The sequence below is a fragment of the Allobosea sp. LC85 genome, from assembly GCF_000735605.1.
Classification (GTDB): Bacteria; Pseudomonadota; Alphaproteobacteria; order Rhizobiales; family Beijerinckiaceae; genus Allobosea.
Map to the genome: position 1 here is coordinate 18,610 of NZ_JPKG01000061.1, position 25,580 is coordinate 44,189.

Consider the following 25,580-nt stretch of genomic DNA (forward strand, 5'->3'; position numbering starts at 1 on the left):
AGCGTTAGATCATCGGACCGGGTACGGTTTCCGGTCAGATGATCTAACGCCGCATCGCCGGCGTCTCGATCGGCAGACCGCCGGCGCGCCCAGCAAGGTAGAGCTCGAGCGCCAGATATTCCGGCGCGCCATAGTCGAACTGCGTCGCCCGGACGCCGAGCGAGCAGGCGCGCAAGCGTCGATGCAGCGAGCCGACGCCGTTCCATTCCAACCGATAGGCCGGGTAGCCCGTCCCGGCGCCATGGCTGATCGTGTCGCCGCGCAGCTTCTGGCCAACCAGCCCGCCATGGCATTGCTTGCAGGAGAGGTTGAGCTGTCCCTGGCGGCGTTCGAAGAAGGCCTTGCCCGCTTCATAGAAGGGCTGTGCCGGACCACTGGTCTCGACATCCATCGCCAGGCCCCGGGACAGCGAAGCGACATAGGTGGTCAGCGCCAGAAGTTCGCCGCTCTCATAGCCGAAAGCGGGCTGCTTCTGCCGCTGCACGCGGCACTGTTCGATGCGCCCCTCGAGATTCAGGAGCCTTCCGGAGGCGGCATCCACCTGCGGATAACGCGTCGCCGCGCCGCGCAGGCTCTTCTCCAGCTCGGCATGGCACTGGCTGCAGGCCTGACCGGCCTCCGGCTTGCGGCTGAAGAGCTCCTGCCCTTGCTCGACCCAGAACCAGGCGGGGTTACGCGTCGGATCATCCTGCTGGTGGCGCAGCTCGGGCGATAGGAAAGCGCTCCCCGATGTGATCTCTTCGCCGCCCGCGACTGCGCCGACCATCGCCATCAGGAAACCCAGCGCCAGTTTCAGCCGCATCGCCGAGCGCTCACGTCACCGTCAGTCTGGCCGCTCGGGTGTAGACCGCTCCACCATCCTCGCGCCATTCGAAGACGATGTCGCCGGTCTCGACCGCGCGCGTCGTGAAGGAGACGAAGGGATTGGCCGAAACACCGGTATACATGTCGAGCCGGAAGATCGCCTCGCCGGCATAGGTCGCCGTCAGCCGGTTCAGGATTTTCCGCGGGACGGTGCCGCCCTTGCCATCGGACTGGCCGCCGCGGTCCATCGGATGCCGCGTCAGCACACGGATCTCGATGATGTCACCGGCGCGGGCTTCCGCCGGCATGCTGATGCGGGCGTTGAATGCCATCGGAGCTCTCCTCAACCGCCGTCGATGCAGGCGCTCAGCGTCACCACGACATCGACATCACTCATGAGATAGCCACCCGTGCTCAGCGCAGCGACGGCCGTGACCTTCTGCGAGGTCGCCAGCCGCAAGGTGGTCGCGACTTCGGCGCGACCGGAGCGAGGCCCCAGATGAAACCGCGCCATGTCCAGGAATGGGTTCTTCTCGGCGATGAGATGAATCCAGCGGACATGGTCCGCTTCTGTCATCGGGCTCTCGACCACGATCCTGGCATCGACCGAATTGCCGTTCTCGACGAGCGCCGGGATCTCCAGCGTAATCCTGCCGCGCTCGGGTACCGCGCCTTCGGTCAGCCGCGCGATAAGCTCAGGCAGCGCTGGCAGCGTCGCGGCCAATGCCGAACTTGGCAGGGCGGCGAGGCCGAGCCCGACGCCAGTTCCGACGACGATATCACGCCGGCTCGGTGCGGGCTCAGAAGGTCTTGAGAGAGGCGAGATAGGCAACGACATCCTCGATCTCCTGCTCCGACAGAGCGGGCTTGCCACGATAGGCCGGGGCGACATCGCGCAAGCCCTCGGTCCGGTAATAGGGCGGCATCACCGTCTCCGGATTGAGCCGCGATGAATCGACCAGCCTCAGCCTGATTTGCCCAGCGTCGAGCCGCGCCCCGATTCCGACCAGCGGCGGCCCGATCGCGCCCTGAAACGGCTCAGCCGAATCTGCCCCCTGATGACAGATCAGGCAATTGCCGCGTTCCCGGTCGCGCAGGATGTCCTGCCCTCGCGCCACCTCCCCGACACGCGCGCCGAGCGCCTTCGGAATCGCATCCTCGACGACGACGTAGGGCTCCAGCGCCACGCCCGGCCGGGAAGAGACCAGTCCTCCGAGCAGGAGGACCGTGGCGAGGTGGAGGCGCATCGCGCGCCGCGGCCTAGGCCTTTCGCAAATCCATGTTCTTCAACGGCACCGAGCGGACGCGCTTGCCGGTCGCCGCGAAGATCGCGTTGAACACGGCCGGGGCCGCGACCGCGATCGTCGGTTCGCCGACACCACCCCAGAAGCCGCCGGACGGCACGATCACCGTCTCGACCGCTGGCATCTCGTCCAGGCGCAGCACGGTGTAGGTGTCGAAATTCTCCTCGACCATGCGCCCGTCCTTGACCGTGCACTCGCCATGGAGCGCCGCCGAGAGACCATAGACGAAGGAGCCCTCGACCTGCCGCTCGATCTGGGCCGGGTTGACGGCATGGCCCGGATCGGTCGCCGCGACGATGCGGTGAATCTTCAGCTTGCCGTCGGCGCTGACCGAAACTTCTGCGACCGCAGCAACATAGGAGCCAAATCCCATGGTCTGGCAGATACCGCGATAAACCCCGGCTGGCAGAGCCTTGTCCCATTCCGCCTTCTTGGCGACGGCATTGAGCACAGCCAGATGCTTCGGATGGTCCTTCATCAGCGCCCGGCGGAATTCGAGCGGGTCCTTGCCGGCCGCATGGGCGAGCTCGTCCATGAAGCATTCGAGATAGATCGTGTTCTGGTTCAGGTTCACGCCACGCCAGAAGCCGGGGGGCACATGCGGGTTGCGCATCGCATGGTCGATCAGCAGGTTCGGGATGCCGTAGCCGATCGAAGCCTCCGGCCCCGGCGGGTTGAGGCCTTGGAAGACGGCCGGGTCGCGCCCATTCTGGATGTTCTGGGGGAAGATGCCGGCGACGATCGACTGGCCCGAGATGCGCATATGCAGCCCTGTCAGATTACCATCCTTGTCGAGCGCGCCGGTCAGTTTGCACTGCGTCACCGGATGGTAGCGGCCATGCAGCATATCTTCCTCGCGCGACCAGACCAGCTTGATCGGGATGCCGGGGATCTGCTTGGCGATGACAACCACCTGCCTGACCCAGTCATGCACTGCGCCGCGCCGACCGAATCCGCCACCGAGATCGATCTTGTAGGCCTCGCATTTGGCAATCGGCAGCCCTGAGGCTTCGGACGCCGCAGCCAGCGCCGCCTCCCCGTTCTGGGTGGGCGTCCAGACCTCGCAACGCTCCGGCGTGTAGCGCGCCGTCGCGTTCATCGGCTCCATCGTGGCGTGGTTCTGGAAGGGATAGGAATAGACCGACTCGATGACACGTGCCGCATTGGCGATCGCAGCCTTCGCGTCCCCAACCTGGTTGCCGATGACAGCTTCCGGCGCATCGAGACCTTCCTTGAGCCAGGCTGCGATGCTCTCGCTCGAGACTTTGGCATTCTCGCCATTGTCCCACTCGATCGGCAGCGCATCGAGGGCCGTCTTCGCCTGCCACCAGGTCTCGGCTACAACGGCGACCGCTGTCTCGCCCACCGGCACGACATGCGTCACGCCCGGCATCGCCTTGATCTTGGCGGCGTCGCAACTCTTCACCTTGCCGCCGAAGACCGGGCAGTCCCTGATCGCGGCGTTGAGCATGCCTGGCATCTTCAGATCGGTGCCGTAGATCTTGGCGCCATTGGTCTTGTCGACCGTATCGAGGCGCTTCAGCGGCTTGCCCGCAATCGTCCAGTCCTTCGGATCCTTGAGCGGGACATCCTTGGGAACTTCGAGCTTCGAGGCCGCCTCGGCGACCTGCCCGTAGCGCAGCGAGCGGCCGGAAGCCTTGTGCGTGATGACGCTCTTCTCGGCGGAGCACTCCGCCGCCGGCACGTTCCATTGGCTCGCCGCGGCCTGGATCAGCATCATTCGCGCCGCCGCGCCGCCCTTGCGGACATAGTCCTGCGATTCACGGATGCCGCGACTGCCGCCCGTCGAGAAATTGCCCCAGACGCGGTTGCGCGCGACGCTCTGACCCGGCGTCGGATATTCGGTCGTCACCTTGGCCCAGTCGCAGTTCAGTTCCTCGGCGACGAGCTGGGCGAGCCCCGTGAGCGTCCCCTGGCCCATCTCGGAACGGGCGATCCGGATCACAACCTTGTCGTCGGGATGGACCACCACCCAGGCATTGATTTCCTTGACGGCTTCCTGCGCCATTGCCTCGCCCGCGACAGGAATGGCAAAGCCGAAGGAAAAGGCACCGGCCGCCGCCGCGGAGCCGGCGAGCAGGGTCCGGCGGGACAGGGTCGGAGATGTGTCAGCCGAGGCAGATATCATGTCTTCCTCCAGATTTCGGTTCGAAAGGCAGGGGAGCACGGGCACCTGGCCCGTCGCGCTCGACCTTACCCAGGCAAAACGTGAAACATGCGGGCCGACCGTCCGTCGGACCGACGCGATGAGGCTCAGCCGCGGCCGAGCGTGCCGCTGGCCGCCACATCCAGGATCGCCGCCTTGACACGCGTATAGGTGCCGCAACGACAGATATTGGTCATTTCATTGGCGATATCGGCTTCGCTCGGCTTGGGATTGGCCTGCAGGAGCGCAGCAGCCGCCATGATCATTCCGCTCTGGCAGTAACCGCATTGCGGGACGTCATGGGCAATCCAGGCCTTCTGCACGGGGTGCGATCCGTCCGGCGAAAGCCCTTCGATGGTCACGATCTTCTGTTCCGCCGAGACCGCGCTAACGGGGAGCGCGCAAGAGCGCGTCGCAACACCGTCGACATGCACGGTACAAGCGCCGCATTGCGCGACGCCGCAGCCATATTTCGTTCCGGTCAGGCCGATCTGTTCGCGTATCACCCAAAGCAATGGCGTGTCGCCATCGACCGCCACATCCAGCATTCTGCCGTTTATGTTCAACTTCGCCACCGCAACCTCCCGGTTCGATTTCAGAAGAACGGCGAGAGGGCCAGCGCGCCTCGCCGGGAGCCCAACGTGCCAACGGGCACGCGGCCAGATTGTATTTGGATGAGATTGAAACCCAGAACTTGGCCGCGGGCCAATGCCAAAACTGCGAGCGCAGCATCAGTTTGCGAGGCGCCACGCTCCAAGTTGACACCCGGGATCCCAGTGGGATCGGTCCGAAAATGCGCAATCAGCCCCCTGATTGCCATGATCACGTCCCGATTATCGACGATCACGACGATCATCGCATCGCGCTGACAGCTCCATTTCTCACATCAATGTGATGAATCGGGCGCCAGTTCAGCATTCCCAGCAACAAGGTTCTGTCCTTGCCCGATCCGACGCATTTTCCGATCTCGCCTTGCCTAACGCTGCTGGAGAAGGCGAGGTGCGGCATCGCGTCGAATCAGCCTGAACGAGCCAGGATCGCCATGACGGCCCGCGCCTTCCCCAACGTTTCCCTCGCCACCGCGTGGCGCGCCGCCGTGGCAGCGCTCGGGCTTCTGGCCATGGCCCTGCTGTTTGCCGCACAGAGCTGGGCCCAAGCTCCCGATCCGGCCTCGGCCAGGACTCGTCTCGACGCGGCGCGCGCAGAGCTCGCCCAGATCGAGAGCCTCACGGCCAATCCGAGTGCGACCGACGCCGAACTGCAGCGGCATCGGCTCAGGCTCCAGCCCCTGCTGGACCAACTCCGCCAGATTACCGAGGAACAGGCTCCGAAGACCGAGCAGGCCAAGCTGCGTATCGAGCAACTCGGCCCCAAGCCCGACGCAAAGGCGCCTGCCGAATCGGCCGAGGTCGTCCGCGAGCGCGAAACGCGGGAGAAGGCTTTTGCCGACGCAGACGAGACCTTGAAGATCGCCCGCTCGGCCCTTCTCCAGGCCGAGCAGCTTCTGGCCAGTATCGGCGACCGGCGCCGCGACCTCTTCGCCAAGGCATTGTTCGCGCCGGGGCCCGCCATCATCAACCCGGAGCTCTGGGGCTCTGCGCTCTCGACCTCGCCGGAGGACATGCGCGCGTCCGGCCTGATCTTCGGGGACTGGCTCTCCGTTGTCGCCGAAGCATCCAGCACGGCGCGCGGCGCGCTGGTCGCCCTCGCCTTCCTCGGCGCGATCCTGCTCTACGTCGCCCGCGCCCGCTACCTGCCGCGCTTTGCGGATCGGCTTGATCCGACCAGCGATACCAACAGCTTGCGCTGCCTTCACGTCGCGCTCGCCCATATCGTCGCCGGCGCGGCCCCGCCGGCTCTGGCAAGCTGGCTGATCTACGCCGCGCTCAAGACCGCGGGCCTCCTGCCGCCACGCATCCAGCCGGTGATCTGGGCCATCGTCGTCGGGCTCGCGATCTTCGCTTTCGTCCAGGCATTGGCCGACGCGCTGTTTGCTCCCCACAAGCCGCAGCGGCGCCTTGTCAGCGTCATGGACTCGACCGCCCGGACAGTGGTCTGGATCGCGGCATCGCTCGCGCTCGTCGTCTCGACCGGCAAGGTGCTCGAGGCCTGGCTCCAGGCCATCGCCGCCAGCCTGGCATCGTCGATCCTCGTCCGCGGCGTGGTCGTGCTCGTCTTCGCGGCGGTCCTGATTGCCGGGCTCTACCAGCTTCGCGACGACAAGGAAGTCGAGGAGGAGGCCTGCCTCGGCCCCTATGTGGCGGTCGACGGCGCCTCGCTCGGGCCGATCCGCATCTTCGGCTGGATCGTCGGCCTGGTCATCGCCCTGGCTGCACTGACGGGCTATGTCGTCTTCGCCTCCTTCCTGACCGAGCAGGTGCTTTGGCTCGGCATTCTCGCCTGCCTGTTCGTCCTTGCCTACCAGTTGCTCGATCTCGGCATCAGCGAGCTTCTGACCGGCAATGGTCATTTCGCGCTGACCCTGAAGACCGGCGTCGGCATCCGTGGCTCGGCGCTGCAGAAGCTCGCCGTCATCGTCACCGGGCTGCTCAAGCTCGTGCTGATCGTGGTGACGCTGATGCTCGCGCTTGCCCCCTGGGGCCTGGAGTCGGACGATTTCCTGACGTCGCTGCGCGCCGCTTTCTTCGGCTTCCAGGTCGGTGGCGTCACGATCTCGCTGTCCTCGATCATCGTCTCCGGGCTGCTCTTCGCTCTGGCCCTGACGGCGACACGCGGCGCCCAGGGCTGGCTCGAGGGCAAGTTCCTGCCGACGACCCAGCTCGACACCGGTCTGCGCAACTCGATCATCACCGCCGCCGGCTATCTCGGCTACGCCGCGGCCGTCGCGCTCTCTGTCTCTGCGCTGGGTCTCAGCCTCGAACGCCTCACCCTCGTCGCCAGCGCCCTCTCCGTCGGTATCGGTTTCGGCCTGCAGTCCGTGGTCTCGAATTTTGTCTCGGGGCTGATCCTGCTCTGGGAGCGCCCGATCCGGGTCGGCGATCAGGTCGTGGTCGGCGATGCGGAAGGCATCGTCAAGCGCATCAATGTCCGCTCGACCGAGATCGCGACCTTCGATCGCTCGACCGTGATCGTGCCGAACTCCAACCTCGTCTCGGGTGTGGTCAGGAACCGGGTGCGCGCCGACCGCACCGGCCGCTCGCTGATCTCGATCACGGTGCCGAGGAGTTTGGACGCCTCCGACGTACGCACGATGCTGGCCGAGGCCGCCCACTCCCATGGCGACGTGTTGCAGAAGCCGCCGCCAACCGTGCAGTTCAAGAAGATCGGCACCTCGACGATGGATTTCGACCTGATCTGCGTCGTCGCCGATGTCGACATCGTCGGCCGCGTCACCAGCGATCTCAACTTCGTCATTCACAAGCGTCTCACCGAAATGGAAGGGCCGGCGGCTGGTGCGGAGCTGCTCGTCAAGGGCCTCGACGGCATCGAACAATCGCTCGGGGACATCGCTGCCGCCGTCGGGCGCGAAACAAAGCCCGCGCATCGCAAGAAAGCCGTAACCACCGCGCGCGCATCAAGATCCCGCCTTCCCGACGGTCAGACGGAGGAGGAGGCGGAACAGGTGCCACGCGAAACCGCGCCTGCGCCCGAACCGGCCAAGGATGCGTCCAAGGACGACAGCAAGGAATGATGCGATGCCCAAGCCTTTCCGTGCAGCCGTCGCGGCGCGCCGATCCATGACCTGCCCCGCCCTTGTCGCCGGTGCCCTCGCCGTCTTCGGCATTGCCGGCTGCACCGAGCCTGCCCGGACCGGCCAGCCTGCCTTCTACCGCGATCTCGGCTCACCCTCGGCCCGGGTCGATGCAAACGAGGCGCGCGCCATGATCTCGGCCTACCGGATGAACCACGGGCTCGGCACGCTGAAGCTTGATCCGGCCCTGGTCGAGGCTGCCGAACAGGAAGCCGCCGCCATGGCCTCGGCCGACAAGCCTGTTCAGGCCGAAGCGGTCAAGGCGCGCCTGGCGCGGGCCGGCCAACCGGGGGCGGAAGCCAATCTGTCCGCCGGCTACCGGCGGCTGGCCGAGGCTTTCTCGGGCTGGCGCGACTCGCCGCAGCACGACCGTGTCATGAAGACGCCGGGCGCCACGCGCATGGGCATTGCCACCGCCTATGCGCCGGGCTCGAAATATCAGGTCTACTGGGCACTGATCCTTGCGCCTTGAGGCGAGGCTGGCGCCCTGAGGCGAAGCTGCCTCAGGGTTTCGCGCCGAAGGGCAGCGGCGGTGCATCCGCCTTGAGGACGATCCCGACACGCCGGTTATAGGCGAGATAGGGATTATCCTTGATCAGCGGCTCGGTGTCGGCCTTGCCGGTCACGGAGGCGAAGCGGTCATCTGGAACGCCCGCATTGCTGAGGATCTCGCGCACGGCGGCGGCACGCGCCACCGAGAGCTCCCAGGGATTGCCTTCCGGTGCCGCACCGGGACGCGGCGCGGCTGTATGGCCCGTGATCGCGATCTTGTTGGACATCCGTCGCAATGTCGGGGCGACGGCCGCGAGCAGCTTGCGCATGCGCTCGTTCGGCTGCGCCGAGCCCTCGGCGAACATAGCCCGCCCATCCTGATCGACGAGCTGGATGTCGATGCCCGCCTCGGAAACCTCCACCAGAATGTTGCGCGAGAGCTCGGCGATCTCCGGCATCTCACGCAGGGCTTGCCTGAGCGAGGCCGCCGCGAGCGCAAAGCCGCGGTCATGCGTCGCCGAGACCAGCCCGTCTTCCTTCTGCTGGTTGTGGTTCGGTGCGGTCGTATCGGACGCATCGCTGAGCGGCCGGATATAGGCGTTCTTGATGTGGGTCTTGGTCGGGATGCCGTCGACCTCGACGATGCCGGCGAGCCGCATGTCGGTCTGCGTGCCGAACGCCTCGCGCATGGAGCCCGCGACGATCTGGAGCTTGTTCTTGTCCTGGCTCGAATAGGCCGCGACCATGACGAAGAACGCCATCAGCAGCGCCATCAGGTCCGCGAAGGTCACGAACCAGCCGTGACCGCCATGGCCGCCGCGATTTTTCTTCGCCATCGCTCAGGCTTCCGTCAGGCCGCTTCCGCCATCTCGGCCCGATGATGGTCGGGCAGATAGGCGAGCAGCATTTCGCGCACCAGCGTCGCGCTCTTGGCATCGCGCATCTGCAGGACGCCGTCGATGATCAGCGTGCGCGAGATCTCTTCTTCCTCGAGCTTGATGTGCAGCTTGTCGGCGATGGGCAGCGTGAACATGTTCGCGACCATCGCCCCATAGAGCGTCGCGAGCAGCGCCGTCGCCATGGCAGGACCAAGCTTGGACGGGTCGCTCATATTGGCGAACATCGTCACCATGCCGAGAATCGTGCCGATCATGCCCCAGGCCGGGGCGCAGTCGCCGATGGCGCGATAGACCTTCGATCCTTCGTCCAGGCGTTGCAGGAAGTTGTCGCGGTCACGCTCCATCGTATCGCGGATGAATTCCTTGTCGTAGCCGTCGGCGATGTAGCGCAGGCCCTGGGCCAGGAACGGATCGGAGACCTCGACACTTTCCAGCGCGACCGGGCCGCTTTTGCGGGCGATCTCGGCGACGCGCGTGATCTCGTCGATCAGCTCGCGCGGATGGATCGAGCGCATCGTGAAGGCGAAGCGGAAGCCCATCGGAATGCCATGGGCAATCACGGAGAACGGGAAGCGCAGCATGGTCGCGGCCGAGGCGCCCCCGAAGATGATGATGGCGGCGTGCTTGTCCCAATAAGCGGCGAAATTGCCGCCATCGATCATGATCAGTGAAATGATTGTCGCGATACCGCCCAGAATGCCGACGCCGGTTGCGATATCCATTTAAGCCACCCTGATCCACGCAGATCCAGCATCCGCGCAGCGCCCTGTCTTGGCAGTATGGTAACCATAGCGGGAGCGGTTTGAACGAAGCGTTAAGCTTGAGCACTTGCTCATGCCCGCGGGTCGGATAATGCTCCGCAGATGTCTCTGTTTGCGCTCTATGCCCGCGTCCTCGGCGAACTCGGCCCCGAAAAGCGGCTGGGACTGATCCTTGCGCTCGCCAATATCCTGCTGGCGGCCGCAGCCTTCGCCGAGCCGATGCTGTTCGGCACGCTGATCGACAGGTTGACCGGCATCCAGAGCTCCGGTCAGCGACCGAGCTGGAGCGACATCAATGTCCTGATTGCGGCCTGGGTCGGCTTCGGGCTCTTCAATATCGGAGCCAGCGTCTTCGTCGCCCTCCATGCCGACAGGCTGGCCCACCGCCGCCGCCTCGCCGTGATGGCCGATTATTTCGAACACGCCCTGACACTGCCGCTGGCCTACCACACCCAGACCCATTCCGGTCGGGTCCTCAAGGTGATGCTGGAAGGCACCAGCGGCATGTGGGCGCTGTGGCTCTCCTTCTTCCGCGAGCACTGCGCCAGCTTCGTCGCGCTCTTCATCCTGCTGCCCTTCACCCTCTGGAAGAACTGGCAGCTCGGACTGCTGCTGATCAGCCTCGTCGTGCTCTTCGGCACGCTCACGGCCTTCGTGCTGCGCAAGACCGAAAAGCTGCAGAGCAATGTCGAAGGTTACCACTCCAACCTTGCCGAACGCGCCTCGGACGCGCTTGGCAATGTCCCGGTGATCCAGAGCTTCACCCGCATCGAAGCCGAGGTGCGCGGTCTGCGCTCGACCATTGCCAGCCTGCTCGAAGCGCAGCTTCCGGTGCTGTCCTGGTGGGCGATCGCGACGGTGGCAACCCGCGCCTCGGCGACGCTGACCGTGCTGGCGATCTTCGTTGTCGGCACCTGGCTCCTCATGATGGGGCAGACCACCGTCGGCGAAATCGTCACCTTCATGGGCTTCGCCACCATGCTGGTCGGCCGGCTCGAGCAGATCGTCTCCTTCGTGAACTTCATCTTCATGCAGGCGCCGAAAATGCGCGAATTCTTCGAAGTGCTCGACACCATGCCGGCCGTGCGCGATCTTCCGGGCGCGCCCGATGCCGGCCGTCTCGAGGGCCGGATCACCTTCGATGACGTCTCGTTCTCCTATGACGGCAAGCGCGCGGCGGTGGCCGACGTGTCCTTCACGGTCGAGCCCGGCGAGACCATCGCCATTGTCGGCTCGACCGGCTCCGGCAAGTCGACCACGCTTGGCCTGCTGCACCGCGCCTTCGATCCGCAATCCGGCCGGATCCTCGCCGACGGCAAGGATATTCGGGAAATCTCGCTGCTCAGCCTGCGCCGCAATATCGGCGTCGTCTTTCAGGAGCCGATGCTCTTCGCCCGCTCGATCCGCGAGAATCTCACCGTCGGCAAGCCCGATGCGACCGATGCCGAAATGATGGAGGCGCTCGACCGTGCCCAGGCGACCGAAGTCATGGCTCGACAGACCGATGGGCTCGACACCCTGGTTGGCGAACGCGGCCGCACTCTGTCCGGCGGCGAGCGCCAGCGCCTTTCGATCGCCCGCGCGCTCCTCAAGAACCCGCCGATCCTGATTCTCGACGAAGCGACCTCCGCGCTCGATGCTGCAACGGAGGTGAAACTCCAGAAGGCGCTCGACGAGGTGATGAAGGGCCGCACGACTTTCGTCATTGCGCACCGTCTGGCCACCATCCGCAACGCCAACCGCATCCTCGTCTTCGAGCAAGGCCGCGTCATCGAGATGGGCTCCTTCGACGACCTCGTCGCCAAGGGCGGACGCTTCGCCGCGCTGGCACGGGCGCAGTATCTCGTCGCAGACAAGCCGGCCGCGATGCTGGCAGACGATGCGGCCAGCCCGCTCGCCCAGAAGCTCTCAGCCGATTGACTGCGCACTTCGCCGGACGGCCTTGGATCATCGGACCGGATCTCGTATCCGATGATCTAAACTTCTGTGAGTGCATCAGCTTTCCCGAAAACCGCACTGCACCTTTCGGGCCGATGCTTTAGCGCGGCATCTCCTTGTCCGGTTCGTGATGCAGGCAGGGATCCAGCTTCACGTGGTTCGGGCCGACCCGTTCGTAACTGCCGCTGGCCACGACCCGGTCGCCGAGCTTGCTGCCATTCTCGGCATAGGTGACGCACAGAACCTGCGGATCCGGCGCACGGCAGAGCGCGAGATAGACCAGCGCCCCGTCGGAGCGGACCATGGTCAGCTCTCCCTCGACCTGGATGGTCGTGAGTTCGCCCTCCTTGCCTTCGAGCCCGCGCAGTGCCCGCCGCAGTTCGGAACAGGCCGCGCGCAAGCTTGGCTCGGGCTGAGCTCTGCCGTGATCCGCCGCGATCAGGGCAGCAAGAACGGTGGCGCCGCAGAGCATCGAACGGAGAAGGCGCTTGATCATGCCCCAGCTGTCGCGCTGGTTTGCGGCGGGAATGCGAACAGGTTGCAGCGATAACCCCTGAGGTAATCGACTTCATTCCAACCGCAGGCGAAGGTCGCGACATTGGCAGACCAGCGCGGCTGGCAACGAAGGGATCCCACGATGAAGACCTATGCCATGGCCCACCTCACCCGTGTCACCCCGGGGCCCGAGATCATTGGCTATCTCGAGGGCATCGATGCCACGCTGGCTCCGTTCAAGGGGCGCTTCATCATCCATGGCGATCCGCCGGAGCTGCTGGAGGGCAGCTGGTCGGGCGACCTGATCGTGATCGAGTTCCCGAACCATGCGGCCGCGAAAGCCTGGTACGAATCAGAGGCCTATCAGGCGATCCTGCCCTTGCGCATGCGCAACTCGACTGGCGCCGTCTTCTTCATCGACGGAGTTTCATCCGACCATCAGGCGACAGATGTGCTACGCCGGCAGTGAATACTTGCGAATGAGGCGCGGTCGAGCGAACAGTCCTCCAACGCCGCACGTATATCCCTCGGACGATCGCCCGACGTTCCTCGTCGGGCGAAGTCGCGTTTGTCGTCTGCCTGCCACAAGAACGGGTTCTGTATTTGACCAGCATGATCATCCGTCTCACCTGCGCCTGGGCCTCGGTCCTTGCCTATCTGCTCTTCGGCAAGACGATTCTCGGGCAGCTCGGCTCCCCGCTGCTGTCCATGCTGATCTTTGCCTGGTTGCTCGGCATCATCGCTTGGTCTGCCATCGGCGTCGTGCACGAGGCGGAGGAGCTGGCACACAGGCTGGGCGAACCCTATGGCACGCTGATCCTGACGCTCTCGATCGTCATCATCGAGGTGGCGCTGATCGGGGCCGTGATGCTCGGCGCAACCGGGGCGCCGACACTCGGCCGCGACACGATGTTCGCCGTGCTGATGATCGTGCTTAACGGCGTCGTCGGCATCGGGCTCATCTTCGGCGGGCTGCGCCATTTCCAGCAGAGCTACAACCTGCAGGGCGCCACTGCCTATCTGGTCGTGATCATTCCGCTGACGGTGATCGCGCTCGTCCTGCCGAATTTCACCACCTCGACCAGCGACGGCACGCTGACCAACCTGCAGGCAATCTGCTTCTCGCTGTTCACACTGGCGCTCTACGCGTCCTTCCTGGTCCTGCAGACCGGCCGCCACAGCGAATTCTTCATCGAGCCTGACATGCTGGAGCGCAGCAGCGAAGCGGAGCATCAGGCCGCAGAGGCCGAGCACGCCGCGTCCAGGAGCATCCTGCCCAATATCGGCCTGCTCCTGGCCAACATCCTGCCGATCGTCATCCTGGCGAAGAGCCTGGCGGCCGTACTCGATTTCGGCATCGCCAAGCTCGACGCCCCCCCGGCGCTCGGCGGCATCCTGATCGCCATGGTCGTCTTCACACCGGAATGCATCACGGCCCTGCGCGCGATCAATGCGAACCAGCTCCAGCGCGCGATCAATCTGTGCCTCGGTGCCGCAGCCTCGACGCTTGGCCTGACGGTACCTGCCGTGCTTGGCATCGGCCTTCTCACCGGCCAGCCGGTCACGCTCGGCTTGTCGGCCACCAATATGGTCATCCTGGCGATGACGCTGATGCTGAGCACGCTGACCTTCACCGGCTCGCGCACGACGATGCTGGAAGGCGCCGTGCATCTCTGCGTCTTCTTCGTCTTCCTGGTGCTGGTGTTCAGCCCGTAGCGGCGAGGGCCAGCTCCAAGGGGGTGATCCGGAGCGAGGTCACGCGGTTGCGGCTCTTGCGCACCACTTCGAACTTGAAGCCGTGGAAGGTGAAGGCCTGCCCGGCCTCGGGGATGGTGCGGGCCTCGTGAATGACGAGGCCAGCGATCGTCGTCGCCTCTTCGTCGGGCAGGTCCCAGTCCATCGCCCGGTTCAGGTCGCGGATCGGCACTCCGCCATCGACGATCACCGACCCGTCCACCTGCTGACGCAGGCCCGGCACCGCGATGTCATGTTCGTCCCGGATGTCGCCGACGATTTCCTCGAGGATGTCCTCGAGCGTCACCAGTCCCATCACCTCGCCATACTCGTCGACAACGAGCGCGAAATGGGTCTTGCGCGCCAGGAAAGCCTTGAGCTGATCAGGCAGCGAGGTCGTCACCGGGGTGAACCAGGGCGCAAGAGCGATCTGCGCCACATCAAGCTTGCCGGCATCGCCGCCGGCAGCGTCGAGCGCCCGCAGCAGGTCCTTGGCGTGCAGGATGCCGACAATGTTCTCCGGCTTGTCGCGCCAGAGCGGCATCCGCGTATAGGGCGAGGCCAGCACCTCGCGCACGATCGCTTCCGGTCCGATGTCGAGATTGATCGTCCGCATCTTGGTGCGGTGGATCATCACGTCCTCGACGCCGAGCTCCTTCAGGTCGAGCAGCCCGCCGAGCATGTCGCGATCGGCCTTCTTGACCGCGCCCTCCTGGTGCATCAGGTCGACCTGGCCGCGCAGTTCCTCATTGGGCGTCAGGATCGACTGGTTCTCGTCGATACGGATGCCGAAGAAGCGCAGGAAGCGCCGGACGAGCCATTCGATCGCCAGTGTCAGCGGGCCGAGCACCGCAACGACCCAGGCCACCGGCCGCGCCAGCCGCAGCGCCGCCTGGTCGGGCTTCGCGATCGCCGCCGTCTTCGGCATGATCTCCGCGAAGATGATCACGAGGACCGACATTACGGCTGTGGCATAGATCACGCCGGCGTCACCGAAGGCTGTGACCAGCACACTGGTTGCAAAGGCCGAGGCTCCGATATTGACGACGTTGTTGCCGATCAGCATGGCGCCGATCAGCCGCTCCCGCGTCGCCAGCAACCGCATCGCGATGCCGGCACGTCGGCTTCCCGCCTTCTCCAGCGCGGCGATGCGGGCCTTCGAGGCGGCCGTAAGCGCCGTCTCGCTGCCGGAGAAGAAGGCTGATAGCAACAGGCAGATCAGGACGATCAGCGCGGCCAGCCAGGGGTTGATGTTCTCCAGCATGGTCCCAGTGTGCTCAGGCGGCCGCGAGTTCGGCCTCGATGAAATCCCTGACCTCGTCCGCCGCGACGCCCGGCGCAATGAAGCTCTTGCCGATGCCGCGCGCCAGGATGAAGGTCAGCACGCCGCGCTTGACCTTCTTGTCCTGGGTCATCGCGGCAACGATCTCCTCCGTGCTGCCCGCCCCGCCCGGCACCTGCTGCAACCGGCTCGGCAGGCCGACGGCATTGAGATGCGCTGCGACGCGCCCTGCATCCTGCCCGGAGCACAGGCCGAGCCGCTGCGAGAAGCGGAAGGCGAGCGCAAGACCGATCGCCACCGCCTCGCCATGCACCAGCCGGCTCGCGTCATAGCCGGTCAGGCGCTCCAGAGCGTGAGCGAAGGTGTGGCCGAGATTGAGCAAGGCGCGATCCCCCTCCTCGCGTTCGTCCCGCGCAACGATCGCCGCCTTGGCGCGGCAGGACACGGCGACAGCATGATCGCGCTCGGGGCCGCCAGCGATTATGCGGCTCCAGTTGACTTCGCACCAGTCGAAGAAATTCGGGTCGCCGATCAATCCGTATTTCACGACCTCGGCATAGCCCGCCTTGAATTCCCGCTCGCTCAGCGTATCGAGCAACGCCGTATCGGCGATGACCAGGGCGGGCTGGTGGAAGGCGCCGATCAGGTTCTTGCCATGCGAGGAATTGATGCCGGTCTTGCCGCCGACGGAGGAATCGACCTGTGACAGCAATGTCGTCGGGATCTGCACGAAGCGCACGCCGCGCCTGAGCACGGCCGCTGCAAAGCCGGTCAGGTCACCGACCACACCTCCGCCGAAGGCGATGACGAGATCGTTGCGCTCGATCTTCGCAGCGAGCAGCGCATCGCAGAGCGCCGCGAACCGGGCATAGGATTTCGACGCCTCGCCGGGTGGGATCTCGATCCGCGTCGTCGCGACGCCGGCCTGTTGGAGGCAGGTTTCGAAGGCCGGCGCATGCAGGCCCGCGACATGCTCGTCGGTGACCAGCGCCGCCTTGGCGCCAGGCGCGAAGCTGGCGATCAGGCTCGCCGCCTCGCAAAGCTGATGGCGGCCGATATGGATGTCGTAGCTGCGCCCTTCGAGCGCAACGGGAACCACGATCCGCGCGCCGGACTTCTCGTTCGAAGGTTTGGTCATGTCTTCGCTCTCAGCGGCTCAAAGGCTCTCAAGGGAACGCAAATGGCGATCGAGCGCGACCATCGCCTCCTCGACGACGACCTCATGGGGATCATCGCGCGAGGTCACCGTGACATCAGCCAGAGCATAGACCGGCTCGCGCTCCGCCAGCATCCGCCGCATCGTCGCTTCAGGGTCGGCAGTCTGCAGCAAGGGCCGGTTGGAGCGCTTGCGCACCCGGCGCATCAGCACGTCGGCATCCGCCTTGAGCCAGATCGAGATGCCGAGTTCGACGATGCGCTCACGCGTTTCCGCGTTCATGAAGGCGCCGCCTCCGGTCGCGAGCACCAGCGGGGCGCGGGTTGCCAGAACCCGGCTGATGACGCGCCTCTCGCCGTCACGGAACTCGGTCTCGCCGCGCTGCGCGAAAATCTCGGGAATCGTCATGCCGGCCGCGGTCTCGATTTCGACGTCGGCATCGACGAACGGCAGGCCGAGCCGCGTTGCCAGTCGCCGCCCGACGGAACTCTTGCCCGAGCCCATCATGCCGACAAGCACGACCGCGCGCTTCCCGAGCAGGCTGCGCAACTCGGAATTGTCCAGGTTCTCGATGGGGTCGGCTATTGTCATCGCGGCATTTCCTCGCAGCCGGTCTAGCATGAGCTGTCAGCCGGCGTCATGCCCTCACGACGCTGATGAACCGGTCTGCACTTGCGCGACCCGCCACGCATCGGGAATAACCGGATTGTCCTGAATCGGGGCAAGGTTCCAGGAGACATCCGGCCCGTGCCGACCCTCTTCAGATTCATCGCCTTTCTCGCCATCGTCGGCGGGCTGATCTTCGCCGGAATGGTCGCGCTGGTCACCTTCGTCCAGCCCGAGCAGCGCGAGATGGTCGAGATCGTGCCGCCCTCGAAGCTGCAGCAGCGATGAGCCGGCTGGCTCGCAGCCGGGTTACGGCCTTTCTCGACATGCTCGCGGCCGAGCGCGGCGCGGCGAAGAACACGCTCGAGGCCTATGAGCGCGACCTCGACGACTATACCGGCTTCATCGCCGGCCGCGGAGACCTCGGCTCCATCGGCGCCCAGGACATCCGGGACTGGCTCGCCGAGCTGGCCGCCCGCGGACTGAAGCCGTCATCGACCGCGCGCCGGCTCTCCGCGGTGCGCCAGTTCCATCGCTTCCTCTATACGGAAGGACTGACGGGTGCCGACCCCTCCGCCGCGATCGACGGGCCAAGGCAGGGCCGCCCGCTGCCCAAGGTCGTTTCTGTCGCCGATGTCGATCGTCTGATCGAGACGGCCCGGCTCCTTAGCGAACGTGACGGCCTTACGCCCGCGGCGCGGTTGAAGGCCCTGCGCATGCGCTGCCTGATCGAGATGCTCTACGCCACAGGACTGCGCGTCTCCGAGCTGATGGCGCTGCCGCTTTCCGCGGCAACGACGCGCGAGCGGTTTCTTGTCGTGCGCGGCAAGGGCAACAAGGACCGGCTGGTGCCGCTGAACGACGCCGCCCGCGAGGCCGCACGCGGCTATCTGGAGGCACTGCGCCAGGCTGGAGGCGCCGACGGCCGCTGGCTCTTCCCGTCCGATGGCGAGAGCGGACATCTGACGCGCCAGGCTTTTGGCCGCGACCTCAAGATGCTGGCCGGGGCAGCGGGATTATCGGCGACGCTGAGCCCGCATGTGCTGCGCCACGCCTTCGCCAGCCATTTGCTGCAGAATGGCGCAGATCTTCGCGTCGTACAGGAGCTGCTCGGCCACGCCGACATCGCCACGACCCAGATCTACACCCATGTCCTCGACGAGCGGCTGAAGAGCATGGTGCGCGACCTGCACCCGCTGGCCGACGAAAGCTGATCGTCGGATCCCACGAAGATCGGGCCCGCACGACTGTCCCGATCAGCGAGGGCTTTCCGCCGAGGCGAGCGTGCCGAGGCGCGCAGCGACCGCCCTTGCCGCCATTTCGAGGTCTCGAGGCCCTGAGCGGTGATCGAAGGTGCGCCAGGTCAAGGCGCTTTGGATCGGCGGCAGATCGATCTCGATGAATTCGACGCCCGGATGGGCGAAATAGTTCCGGGCCCGCGAGGTCAAGGTCATGACGCATTGGCCCGCTGCAACCGCAACCAGCCCCTCTCGCACGGTCGCGATCTCGGGTCCGTCGGCAATGGCCTGCCCCGATGGGGTCACGCGCGGAAAATGATAGTTGCACCACTCGTCGGACGCCGCGCCGGCCGGCAATCGGACCATTCGCTCGTATCGCAACTCTTCTGGATCCACCAGCTTGCGCATCGCCAGGCGATGTCCGCTCGGCACCACGAGTGTGCGCGCATCCTGGAAGAGAATGGCGCCTCGCGTCAGGCTGTGTGTCGCAAGCGGCAGGCGCGCCAGCGCCACGTCAACCTTGCCGTCCAGGACCGCGGACCCCTGGTTCAGATAGTTGAGCTCCACGAAGCGGAGCGAGATGTCGGGGCGCGAACGCGCGAACTCCGCAACGACCGCCGATGTGAGCTCGTAGAAACCGCCGCCGAGATAGCCGACAAGCAATTCGGTCTGCTGTCCCTGAGCGCGTTTTCGAGCATCGCCGAGCGCCGCCCTGAGCGCACTGACCGGCGGTTCGAGATCCTTGAGCAGGGCCTGCCCGAGGGCCGTCAACGATACGCGCCGGCTCGTCCGCTCAAACAGCTGACCTCCAAGATAGCTCTCGAGGGACTTGATCGACTCCGACACGACGGATTGCTTCACGCCCAGCGCCTCGGCCGCCTGACCGAAGTGCAGCCGGTGAGCCACGGCCAGGAAGCACTCGAGTTTGCGGAGATCCATAGCGCCCGATCAATCGGAAATACCGATTGATAAAGTTGTTTTGCGGCGTTGATCAAGAGGCACCATTCGCCAAAACCTACTGAAAATACATCCGCTGCCGCAGCCAGCGCCAAGGCGGATCAGGAGGACACGCGAATGGACGTTTCAGCCACCCCGGTGGAGTTTCGCGCAGGCGAGGATGTCATGCGCGGCTCCTTCCATCTGCCGTCAACGAGCGGACCGCTTCCCGCGGTTGCCCTCGGACACGGCTGGGGAATGGTCGCCGGCGGTGACCTCGAGGACTACGCCCGCACGATTGCGGCAAAGGGCATCGCCTGCCTGACCTTCGATTATCGCCGGCTCGGCAAGAGCTCCGGATTGCCCCGGCAGGAGATCGATCCCGCATGGCAGCAGGAAGATTACAGGACTGCGATCACCTATCTCTGTTCGCGCCCCGAGGTCGACATGCAGCGCATCGGGATCTGGGGAACCAGCTACAGCGGCGGCCATGTCCTCGTGGTCGGAGCCACCGATCGCCGCGTGAAATGCGTGGTGAGCCAGGTTCCGACGATCAGCGGCTACCTGTCCGGCCTGAGGAAGGTTCATCCGCGCCATGCCGAGACGCTCCACCGCTTCTTCTCGGATGACCGGCTGGCGCGCCTGAACGGGCAACCACCAGGCACGATGCGCGAAGTCGGGCAGGACAAGGGGCCGGACGTTGCCTACCCCGGTGCGGAATCCTACGACTACATGATCGGGGAGGCCGAGCGCTGTCCCGAATGGCGCAACGAAGTGACGATCCGCTCGCTCGAACTCGCGCGTAGCTACGAGCCAGGTCAGTGGGTGTCGCGGATCGGGCCCGCAGCGCTCCTGATGATCGTTGCCGACAACGACCTTCAGACACCGACCGATCTTCAGCTCGACGCCTACACCCAGGCTCGCGAGCCCAAGGAGTTGCTGCTGCTCAAGGGCGGCCATTACTCCGCCTACCAGCAGCATTTCGAGACGACGAGCAGCGCCGCAGCGCGCTGGTTCTCGACCCATCTCTAAACAGAACGGCCGAAGAGCCATCAGGGAGGATTTCATGTCAGCCGATATTCTGGCGGGCGGCGAAGCCGCGCGACCGCATGACCGCGTCACCAGGAGCAAGTCGCTCCAGTCGCTCCGAGCCGCCGCCGTCGGCAACCTGCTCGAATGGTTCGACTGGACGCTCTACGGCACCTTCGCCGTCTATCTCGCAGCCAATTTCTTCGAGAAGACGGACTCGACATCCGCGCTGCTCTCGACGCTCGCGGTCTTTGCGGTTGGTTTCGTGGCGCGGCCGATCGGAGGCATCATCTTCGGACGCTTCGGTGATCGGATCGGTCGCAAGAACACCCTGATCGTGACGATGTCGACGATGGCTGCGGCCAGCCTGATGATCGCCGTCATCCCCTCCTACTCGAGCATCGGGATCTGGGCGTCGGCGCTGTTGCTGATCGCGCGCTTGCTGCAGGGCCTGGCACATGGCGGTGAGTCCGGCGTCTCCTATGCCTATGTTGCGGAAATCGCTCCGGCTGAACGGCGCGGCCTTTGGGCAAGCAGCGTGTTCATCAGCGTGACGCTCGGCGTCATGGCGGCAACCTTCCTCGGCATCGTCCTGACGTCGCTATTCTCGCCCGCGGACATGATGTCCTATGGCTGGCGCCTCGGCTTCGCCTTCGGTGGCATCCTCGGTCTGTTCGCGCTCTATATGCGCCGTGCAGCCCACGAGTCCCCGGTCTACGACGCGGACGAGGCCGCACCTGCGATTGTCGCGCCGATGAATGGCCGCGACAAACTCCAGATCCTGCTGAAGGTCGTCTTCTTCTCGGCCGGCTCCAATGTCGCCTACTACACCTGGGTCACGTTCGCTCCGAGCTTCGCGATCTCCGCATACGGAATGGACGCCCGCGGCGCCTTCGTCGCGAGCCTGCTCGCTCAACTCGTCGTTCTCTGTCTGCTGCCTTTCTTCGGGCATCTCGCCGACAAGTTTGGCCGCAAGCCGATGGTGTTCGTCTATGGGCTGGGGCTCATCCTGGCTCCGATCCCGGTCGCAGCGATCCTGACGAGCGAGCCCTGGACCCTCTTCGTCTCCCAAGGCATCGGCCTGGCCGTCTGGGCGATCATCGCCTCGATCTACCCGACCCTGATCGCAGAGCAGATCCCGACCCAACAGCGGGCGCTCGGCGTCGGCTTCCTGTCGTCGCTTTCGGTCGCGATTTTCGGCGGCACGGCCCCCTATCTCAACACCTGGCTGAGCTCGATCGGCCTGTCCTGGGTGTTCTCGCTCTACATCATGTTCCTCGGCGCACTCGCCGTCATCGCCGCCATCATGATCCGCGAAACCCGCGGCGTGCCCCTCAGCCAGATCCGCAGCGGTCGCTGACAACCCGGGCCGCACGGTTTGCGGCCCATTTTTTTAGGGAACGGGATCCATGCAGGATTGCCAGAAAGCCCATCGGGGCAAGATAGCCGTCGTGACCGGCGCAAGCGGCGGCATTGGAGCAGCCATCTGCGCGAAGCTGAATGCCGAGGGCGCCAGGGTCATCGCGCTCGACCGCCAGGACGGACCAGGTTCGACCGGCATCGATCGCCGGATCGTCGACATCGCGAATACGGCCGCCTTGCAGGACACCGTCGCACAGATCGCGGCAGATTACGGGCGCATCGACATCTGGGTGAACAACGCGGGCTTCCTGGAGCGCCGGGCCGCGCTCGACATCACACGCGACGGCTGGGGCAAGTCGATCGACGTCAATCTGACGGCAGCGTTCTTCGGCGCGCAGGCCGCCGCGCGGGTCATGAAGGACAGCGGCGGCGGTTCGATCGTCAACCTGTCAAGCTATGCCGGCCTGAAGGCTCGCCCCAACTGCGCCCACTACGCTGCTGCCAAGGCCGCGATCGCGCATCTGACGTCCTGTCTCGCCATCGAGTGGGGGCCCCTGAACATTCGCGTCAACGCCATCGCTCCTGGCTATATCGAGACCCCGATGAGTGCGTGGATGCACGCCGATCCCGAGCAGAAGGCGATCTATCTCGGCCGCACGCCGCTCGGACGCATGGGGCAGCCCACGGAGATCGCGGATTCCGTCAGCTTCCTCGCCTCCGATGCTGCCGGCTACATCACCGGCCACGTTCTGGGTGTCGACGGAGGCATCGGCAGGTCATGAGTTCGTCCTTCTGGCAGGATCGGGTCTTCGTCGTCACCGGTGGGGCAAGGGGGCAAGGCGCTGCCGAGGTGTCTCGCCTTCTTGCGGCCGGCGCGAAGGTCGTGGTCGCGGACGTGCTCGGCCCCGATCACCCGCATTGGTCAGTGCTCGACGGCACGACGGACAGGCTGAGTGTCGTCACGGCCGATATATCGCGGGAGGAATCCTGGGCCGAGATCCTCGCCGCTGCCTGCAAGCTTGGAGGTTCGCTCTCAGGACTGGTCAACAACGCCGGCATCACGCTCCGCAAAACCGTTACGGAGACCACGCATGACGAGTGGCTGGCCGTGCTGAACGTCAACCTCAATGCCGCCTTCCTGGGTATTCGGCACCTGGCGCCGCACATGGTCGACGGCGGGTCGATCGTGAACGTATCGTCCACGGCCGGTCTCACCGGCTACTTCAGCGCTGCCTACTCTGCCAGCAAATGGGGGCTGCGCGGTCTCGCGAAGGCCGCGGCCGTTGAACTGGCGGCCCGCGGCATACGCGTGAACACGATCTGCCCGGGGCTCGTCGATACCCCGATGATCAATCAGCCCAACGGGGGTTACGACGTTCAGCGCGCGACCGCCTTCGTCGAAGGGAACCGGATGATGACACCGCTCGGGCGTGGTGCCGACCCGGACGAGATTGCCGGCGCGGTCATGTTCCTGCTCGGGCCCGATAGTCGCTTCATCACCGGCGCGGACCTCGCCGTCGATGGCGGTATGACCGGCGCGGGCATCTACACAAGGATCGGGCGCGACGTCGGGACTGTACAGTCGGCCTAGTCACCACCACGAGCGCCCGACGTCCGTTCCCGCGGGGCCAGAAACCGGCACTCGCTCCCAAGCTGAAGGCGACGTCCCGTTGGGTGCAGGACCATCCGGCGGCGCGTCTCACGGAAACCAGAAGCGGATCGCTCAGGACGGCGCTGATTGCGCCATCCTCGTGCGAACCGCGGCAGCAGCAAGGAGTCCCTTCCCGAGAAAGGCCCGTCGAAAGGGCGCGTCGATCTCGCGCTCTCCGGACGGATCAGTTCGCCGTGTAGACCAGTTCGCGCTCCGCCTTGGGCGGCAGGAACTGGCGCGAAAAGATTTCCTCGGGCTTGGGCTTGCGGGCAAGCTGATAGCCCTCGGCAATGATCTCGATGGCGCGCGCCATACGGTCGTCCTTGGTGTCGCCGACGCCGATTTCCTTCATCTCCGGCGAGACGATCAGCTCGCTGAAGGAGTATTGCAGACGCTTCTTCTCGACCGCCTCGTTGACGAGATTGTCGAAGTTCATCACGCCCTTCATGCCGAGAGCCTGGTCCTTGGCGATCTCGAGCATCGCCTTGTTGGTTGCGCGAACCAGCCCGGCCACCGCCCTGGGGTTATCCTTCAGCAGCTTCTGCGAGACCATCAGCCCGTTGGAATAGAGGTCGAGCCCGTAATCCCCGAAGCTGAGCCAGTTGAAATCCTTGTCGGGATCCTGCCGGTTGAGCAGCAGGTTGAAGTAGCCGGTGATGTTGAAGACGAGCGCGCCGTCGACATCGCCCTTGATCAGCAGCGGCTCCTGCAGGTTGGGCGCCATGTTCGAGAGCTTGACCTTGCTGATGTCGACGCCATTCTTGCGGGCGAAGACCTCGAGCAGGCGGGTCGTCGGCGTGCCCTGTGCCCCACCCAACGTCTTGCCTTCCAGGTCTTTCGGCTTGGTGATGCCGGTCGCCTTCTTGCTTGAAATGGCGAAGGGCGGGCGGTTCCAGATCATGTAGACCATCACCGGGGCTTCGCCCGGCTTGGCTGCCGCGTTCTGGATGATGGCGTTGACGTCGCCGAAGCCGGCGTCATAGGCGCCGCCCATGATGCGGGTCACCGTCGCGCCCGAGCCCTCGCCCTGGTCGATCACGACGTTCAGGCCCTCTGCCTTGTAGTAGCCCTTGTCGCGGGCGACGAAGAACGCCGCATCGGAGCCCTGGGTCTTCCAGCCCAGCGTGAACTTGAGCGTCGTCTCCTGCGCCATGGCAGAATTGGCCAGCGCGAGGCCTGCGAACAGCGTCGCGGTCAAAGTCTTGAGCATCCTCATGTCCCCTCTGGTTGATACGGATTGGATCAGGCGGCAGCGAAATCGTTCTTGCGATTGGCCCAGCCAGTGACGCGCATCTCGATCAGCGAGAATGCGACGTAGAGCGCGACGCCAAGGCCGGCGAGGATGAAGAGCCCGGCAAAGACCAGCGGCACGTTGAAGTTCGACGAGGCGCTCATCATCACGTTGCCGATGCCGCGATTGGAGGCGACAGTCTCGGCCAGCACGGTACCGACGAAGGCATAGGTGATCGCGACCTTCAGCGAGGCGAAGAAGAACGGCATCGTCCGGGGCAGGCCGACATTCCAGAGGATGTCGAGCTTGCTGGCGCCGAGCGCCTTCAGCACGTCCTCCATTTCCGGCTCGGTGGTGGCGAGGCCGGTCGCGATGTTGACGGCGATCGGGAAGAAGCACATCGCAAGCGAGGTCAGCACGGCCGGGACCGTGCCGGAGCCGAACCAGAGCACGAAGATCGGCACGACTGCGACCTTGGGGATCGAGGAAAAGCCGATCAGCAGCGGATAGACCGTGTCATAGGCCGTGCGCGACACCCCGATCGTCGCGCCGAGGAAGACGCCAAGCAGGACGCCAAGAACGAAGCCCGCTATCGTCGTCGCCAGCGTCTGCAGGATATGGGGCCAGAGAACAGGGAAGCGCGCGACGAGAGTGGCGAAGACCTGGCTTGGCCGCGGCAGGATCAGGTCCGACACGCCCGCCAGCAGGCAGAACAGCTCCCAGGACGCGAAGAAGAACGCGATCAACGCCGCCGCCCAGAACTTGCGCTTGAATTCGCTCATG

Annotated in this window: 27 protein-coding genes; 11 read left to right on the plus strand and 16 right to left on the minus strand. The window is 65.2% G+C overall.

The genetic code is table 11. The features are described from left to right. Positions 1-43 precede the first annotated feature (43 nt). The 7 genes from soxA to FG93_RS28260 form a co-directional block, all read right to left on the minus strand. Positions 44-802: a sulfur oxidation c-type cytochrome SoxA gene (gene soxA, locus FG93_RS28230; RefSeq protein ID WP_043241729.1), complete on the minus strand. Its 759-nt coding sequence runs from the start codon at positions 800-802 to the stop codon at positions 44-46. Positions 803-812: 10 nt separating this feature from the next. Beyond that, positions 813-1,136, minus strand: a complete 324-nt coding sequence (locus FG93_RS28235; protein WP_043241730.1) for a thiosulfate oxidation carrier complex protein SoxZ — start codon at positions 1,134-1,136, stop codon at positions 813-815. 11 nt (positions 1,137-1,147) lie between these two features. After that, positions 1,148-1,642, minus strand: coding sequence for a thiosulfate oxidation carrier protein SoxY (locus FG93_RS28240; protein WP_043241732.1), 495 nt, complete (start codon positions 1,640-1,642; stop codon positions 1,148-1,150). Continuing rightward, positions 1,605-2,051, minus strand: coding sequence for a sulfur oxidation c-type cytochrome SoxX (gene soxX / locus FG93_RS28245; RefSeq protein ID WP_043241733.1), 447 nt, complete (start codon positions 2,049-2,051; stop codon positions 1,605-1,607). Before soxX ends, FG93_RS28240 begins: the two co-directional genes overlap by 38 nt. Before the next feature lie 13 nt (positions 2,052-2,064). Beyond that, positions 2,065-4,257 (minus strand): molybdopterin cofactor-binding domain-containing protein, encoded by a 2,193-nt coding sequence (locus FG93_RS28250; protein WP_052514313.1) that lies wholly within the window; start codon positions 4,255-4,257, stop codon positions 2,065-2,067. A 125-nt stretch (positions 4,258-4,382) separates the two neighbouring features. After that, the gene (locus FG93_RS28255) at positions 4,383-4,850 is read right to left on the minus strand and encodes a (2Fe-2S)-binding protein (RefSeq protein ID WP_043241735.1); all 468 of its coding nucleotides are present in this window, start codon (positions 4,848-4,850) and stop codon (positions 4,383-4,385) included. 20 nt (positions 4,851-4,870) lie between these two features. Further along, complete coding sequence (locus tag FG93_RS28260) at positions 4,871-5,131, minus strand: hypothetical protein (RefSeq protein ID WP_043241737.1); 261 nt, start codon at positions 5,129-5,131, stop codon at positions 4,871-4,873. A 186-nt stretch (positions 5,132-5,317) separates the two neighbouring features. On the opposite strand from FG93_RS28260, the gene FG93_RS28265 reads away from it, so the two are divergent. Together FG93_RS28265 and FG93_RS28270 are read left to right on the plus strand one after the other, a co-directional pair. After that, positions 5,318-7,927, plus strand: a complete 2,610-nt coding sequence (locus FG93_RS28265) for a DUF3772 domain-containing protein (protein ID WP_052514314.1) — start codon at positions 5,318-5,320, stop codon at positions 7,925-7,927. Positions 7,928-7,931: 4 nt separating this feature from the next. Further along, complete coding sequence (locus tag FG93_RS28270) at positions 7,932-8,459, plus strand: CAP domain-containing protein (RefSeq protein ID WP_244448758.1); 528 nt, start codon at positions 7,932-7,934, stop codon at positions 8,457-8,459. Positions 8,460-8,490: 31 nt separating this feature from the next. Here FG93_RS28270 and FG93_RS28275 read toward each other — a convergent pair whose 3' ends face one another. Beyond that, positions 8,491-9,315: a flagellar motor protein MotB gene (locus tag FG93_RS28275; RefSeq protein WP_043241739.1), complete on the minus strand. Its 825-nt coding sequence runs from the start codon at positions 9,313-9,315 to the stop codon at positions 8,491-8,493. A gap of 14 nt (positions 9,316-9,329) precedes the next feature. Continuing rightward, positions 9,330-10,100, minus strand: coding sequence for a motility protein A (locus FG93_RS28280; RefSeq protein WP_043241741.1), 771 nt, complete (start codon positions 10,098-10,100; stop codon positions 9,330-9,332). Positions 10,101-10,241: 141 nt separating this feature from the next. On the opposite strand from FG93_RS28280, the gene FG93_RS28285 reads away from it, so the two are divergent. Further along, the gene (locus FG93_RS28285; protein ID WP_043241743.1) at positions 10,242-12,059 is read left to right on the plus strand and encodes a glucan ABC transporter ATP-binding protein/ permease; all 1,818 of its coding nucleotides are present in this window, start codon (positions 10,242-10,244) and stop codon (positions 12,057-12,059) included. A gap of 118 nt (positions 12,060-12,177) precedes the next feature. On the opposite strand, the gene FG93_RS31520 is transcribed toward FG93_RS28285, so the two are convergent. Next, positions 12,178-12,573: a hypothetical protein gene (locus FG93_RS31520; protein WP_052514315.1), complete on the minus strand. Its 396-nt coding sequence runs from the start codon at positions 12,571-12,573 to the stop codon at positions 12,178-12,180. Between the two features lie 141 nt (positions 12,574-12,714). Between FG93_RS31520 and FG93_RS28295 the strand changes: the two genes are divergently transcribed. Continuing rightward, a complete protein-coding gene (locus FG93_RS28295) occupies positions 12,715-13,041 on the plus strand; it encodes a DUF1330 domain-containing protein (RefSeq protein WP_043241745.1) in 327 nt (108 codons plus the stop codon). 143 nt (positions 13,042-13,184) lie between these two features. Continuing rightward, positions 13,185-14,288: a calcium:proton antiporter gene (locus tag FG93_RS28300; RefSeq protein WP_043241747.1), complete on the plus strand. Its 1,104-nt coding sequence runs from the start codon at positions 13,185-13,187 to the stop codon at positions 14,286-14,288. Here FG93_RS28300 and FG93_RS28305 read toward each other — a convergent pair. Genes FG93_RS28305 through FG93_RS28315 form a run of 3 tightly spaced genes read right to left on the minus strand, consistent with a single transcriptional unit; the run spans position 14,278 to position 17,335 of the window. Next, positions 14,278-15,570 carry an HlyC/CorC family transporter gene (locus FG93_RS28305; RefSeq protein WP_043241748.1) on the minus strand — a complete coding sequence of 431 codons (1,293 nt, stop codon included), beginning with the start codon at positions 15,568-15,570 and terminating at the stop codon, positions 14,278-14,280. The genes FG93_RS28300 and FG93_RS28305 overlap by 11 nt on opposite strands. Before the next feature lie 13 nt (positions 15,571-15,583). Beyond that, entirely contained in the window at positions 15,584-16,726 is a 1,143-nt protein-coding gene (gene aroB, locus FG93_RS28310; RefSeq protein WP_043241750.1) for a 3-dehydroquinate synthase, read from the minus strand. A gap of 18 nt (positions 16,727-16,744) precedes the next feature. Further along, complete coding sequence (locus tag FG93_RS28315) at positions 16,745-17,335, minus strand: shikimate kinase (RefSeq protein WP_043241752.1); 591 nt, start codon at positions 17,333-17,335, stop codon at positions 16,745-16,747. Positions 17,336-17,491: 156 nt separating this feature from the next. Here FG93_RS28315 and FG93_RS28320 point away from each other — a divergent pair, with 156 nt between their 5' ends. Both FG93_RS28320 and xerD read left to right on the plus strand, forming a co-directional pair. Beyond that, positions 17,492-17,638, plus strand: coding sequence for a hypothetical protein (locus tag FG93_RS28320; RefSeq protein ID WP_043241958.1), 147 nt, complete (start codon positions 17,492-17,494; stop codon positions 17,636-17,638). Beyond that, complete coding sequence (gene xerD, locus FG93_RS28325; protein ID WP_043241754.1) at positions 17,635-18,564, plus strand: site-specific tyrosine recombinase XerD; 930 nt, start codon at positions 17,635-17,637, stop codon at positions 18,562-18,564. The genes FG93_RS28320 and xerD overlap by 4 nt, the downstream gene beginning before the upstream one ends. A gap of 42 nt (positions 18,565-18,606) precedes the next feature. Here xerD and FG93_RS28330 read toward each other — a convergent pair whose 3' ends face one another. After that, entirely contained in the window at positions 18,607-19,527 is a 921-nt protein-coding gene (locus tag FG93_RS28330; RefSeq protein ID WP_081881967.1) for a LysR family transcriptional regulator, read from the minus strand. A 48-nt stretch (positions 19,528-19,575) separates the two neighbouring features. On the opposite strand from FG93_RS28330, the gene FG93_RS28335 reads away from it, so the two are divergent. The 4 genes from FG93_RS28335 to FG93_RS28350 are packed head-to-tail and all read left to right on the plus strand — an operon-like array spanning position 19,576 to position 23,506. Then, entirely contained in the window at positions 19,576-20,556 is a 981-nt protein-coding gene (locus tag FG93_RS28335) for an alpha/beta hydrolase (protein WP_280114166.1), read from the plus strand. 34 nt (positions 20,557-20,590) lie between these two features. After that, on the plus strand, positions 20,591-21,913 hold the full coding sequence (locus FG93_RS28340) for an MFS transporter (protein WP_081881968.1): 1,323 nt from the start codon (positions 20,591-20,593) through the stop codon (positions 21,911-21,913). Positions 21,914-21,962: 49 nt separating this feature from the next. After that, positions 21,963-22,697, plus strand: coding sequence for an SDR family NAD(P)-dependent oxidoreductase (locus FG93_RS28345; RefSeq protein WP_043241759.1), 735 nt, complete (start codon positions 21,963-21,965; stop codon positions 22,695-22,697). Continuing rightward, positions 22,694-23,506, plus strand: a complete 813-nt coding sequence (locus FG93_RS28350) for an SDR family NAD(P)-dependent oxidoreductase (RefSeq protein WP_043241761.1) — start codon at positions 22,694-22,696, stop codon at positions 23,504-23,506. Before FG93_RS28345 ends, FG93_RS28350 begins: the two co-directional genes overlap by 4 nt. A gap of 244 nt (positions 23,507-23,750) precedes the next feature. On the opposite strand, the gene FG93_RS28355 is transcribed toward FG93_RS28350, so the two are convergent. Then, positions 23,751-24,776: an ABC transporter substrate-binding protein gene (locus tag FG93_RS28355; RefSeq protein WP_043241762.1), complete on the minus strand. Its 1,026-nt coding sequence runs from the start codon at positions 24,774-24,776 to the stop codon at positions 23,751-23,753. A 32-nt stretch (positions 24,777-24,808) separates the two neighbouring features. Then, a complete protein-coding gene (locus FG93_RS28360; RefSeq protein WP_043241763.1) occupies positions 24,809-25,579 on the minus strand; it encodes an ABC transporter permease in 771 nt (256 codons plus the stop codon). Position 25,580: the final 1 nt, after the last annotated feature.

Bases quoted from the DNA above. Each gene is read 5' to 3' on its own strand.
- FG93_RS28270 (WP_244448758.1), top strand. From the start codon at position 7,932: ATGCCCAAGCCTTTCCGTGCAGCCGTCGCGGCGCGCCGATCCATGACC.
- FG93_RS28235 (WP_043241730.1), bottom strand. From the start codon at position 1,136: ATGGCATTCAACGCCCGCATCAGCATGCCGGCGGAAGCCCGCGCCGGT.
- aroB (WP_043241750.1), bottom strand. From the start codon at position 16,726: ATGACCAAACCTTCGAACGAGAAGTCCGGCGCGCGGATCGTGGTTCCC.
- FG93_RS28280 (WP_043241741.1), bottom strand. From the start codon at position 10,100: ATGGATATCGCAACCGGCGTCGGCATTCTGGGCGGTATCGCGACAATC.
- FG93_RS28360 (WP_043241763.1), bottom strand. From the start codon at position 25,579: ATGAGCGAATTCAAGCGCAAGTTCTGGGCGGCGGCGTTGATCGCGTTC.
- FG93_RS28355 (WP_043241762.1), bottom strand. From the start codon at position 24,776: ATGCTCAAGACTTTGACCGCGACGCTGTTCGCAGGCCTCGCGCTGGCC.
- FG93_RS31520 (WP_052514315.1), bottom strand. From the start codon at position 12,573: ATGATCAAGCGCCTTCTCCGTTCGATGCTCTGCGGCGCCACCGTTCTT.
- FG93_RS28340 (WP_081881968.1), top strand. From the start codon at position 20,591: ATGTCAGCCGATATTCTGGCGGGCGGCGAAGCCGCGCGACCGCATGAC.
- FG93_RS28305 (WP_043241748.1), bottom strand. From the start codon at position 15,570: ATGCTGGAGAACATCAACCCCTGGCTGGCCGCGCTGATCGTCCTGATC.
- FG93_RS28250 (WP_052514313.1), bottom strand. From the start codon at position 4,257: ATGATATCTGCCTCGGCTGACACATCTCCGACCCTGTCCCGCCGGACC.
- FG93_RS28295 (WP_043241745.1), top strand. From the start codon at position 12,715: ATGAAGACCTATGCCATGGCCCACCTCACCCGTGTCACCCCGGGGCCC.
- FG93_RS28315 (WP_043241752.1), bottom strand. From the start codon at position 17,335: ATGACAATAGCCGACCCCATCGAGAACCTGGACAATTCCGAGTTGCGC.
- soxA (WP_043241729.1), bottom strand. From the start codon at position 802: ATGCGGCTGAAACTGGCGCTGGGTTTCCTGATGGCGATGGTCGGCGCA.
- FG93_RS28330 (WP_081881967.1), bottom strand. From the start codon at position 19,527: ATGGATCTCCGCAAACTCGAGTGCTTCCTGGCCGTGGCTCACCGGCTG.
- FG93_RS28265 (WP_052514314.1), top strand. From the start codon at position 5,318: ATGACGGCCCGCGCCTTCCCCAACGTTTCCCTCGCCACCGCGTGGCGC.
- FG93_RS28275 (WP_043241739.1), bottom strand. From the start codon at position 9,315: ATGGCGAAGAAAAATCGCGGCGGCCATGGCGGTCACGGCTGGTTCGTG.
- FG93_RS28345 (WP_043241759.1), top strand. From the start codon at position 21,963: ATGCAGGATTGCCAGAAAGCCCATCGGGGCAAGATAGCCGTCGTGACC.
- FG93_RS28350 (WP_043241761.1), top strand. From the start codon at position 22,694: ATGAGTTCGTCCTTCTGGCAGGATCGGGTCTTCGTCGTCACCGGTGGG.
- soxX (WP_043241733.1), bottom strand. From the start codon at position 2,051: ATGCGCCTCCACCTCGCCACGGTCCTCCTGCTCGGAGGACTGGTCTCT.
- xerD (WP_043241754.1), top strand. From the start codon at position 17,635: ATGAGCCGGCTGGCTCGCAGCCGGGTTACGGCCTTTCTCGACATGCTC.
- FG93_RS28240 (WP_043241732.1), bottom strand. From the start codon at position 1,642: ATGTCGTTGCCTATCTCGCCTCTCTCAAGACCTTCTGAGCCCGCACCG.
- FG93_RS28260 (WP_043241737.1), bottom strand. From the start codon at position 5,131: ATGATCGTCGTGATCGTCGATAATCGGGACGTGATCATGGCAATCAGG.
- FG93_RS28285 (WP_043241743.1), top strand. From the start codon at position 10,242: ATGTCTCTGTTTGCGCTCTATGCCCGCGTCCTCGGCGAACTCGGCCCC.
- FG93_RS28300 (WP_043241747.1), top strand. From the start codon at position 13,185: ATGATCATCCGTCTCACCTGCGCCTGGGCCTCGGTCCTTGCCTATCTG.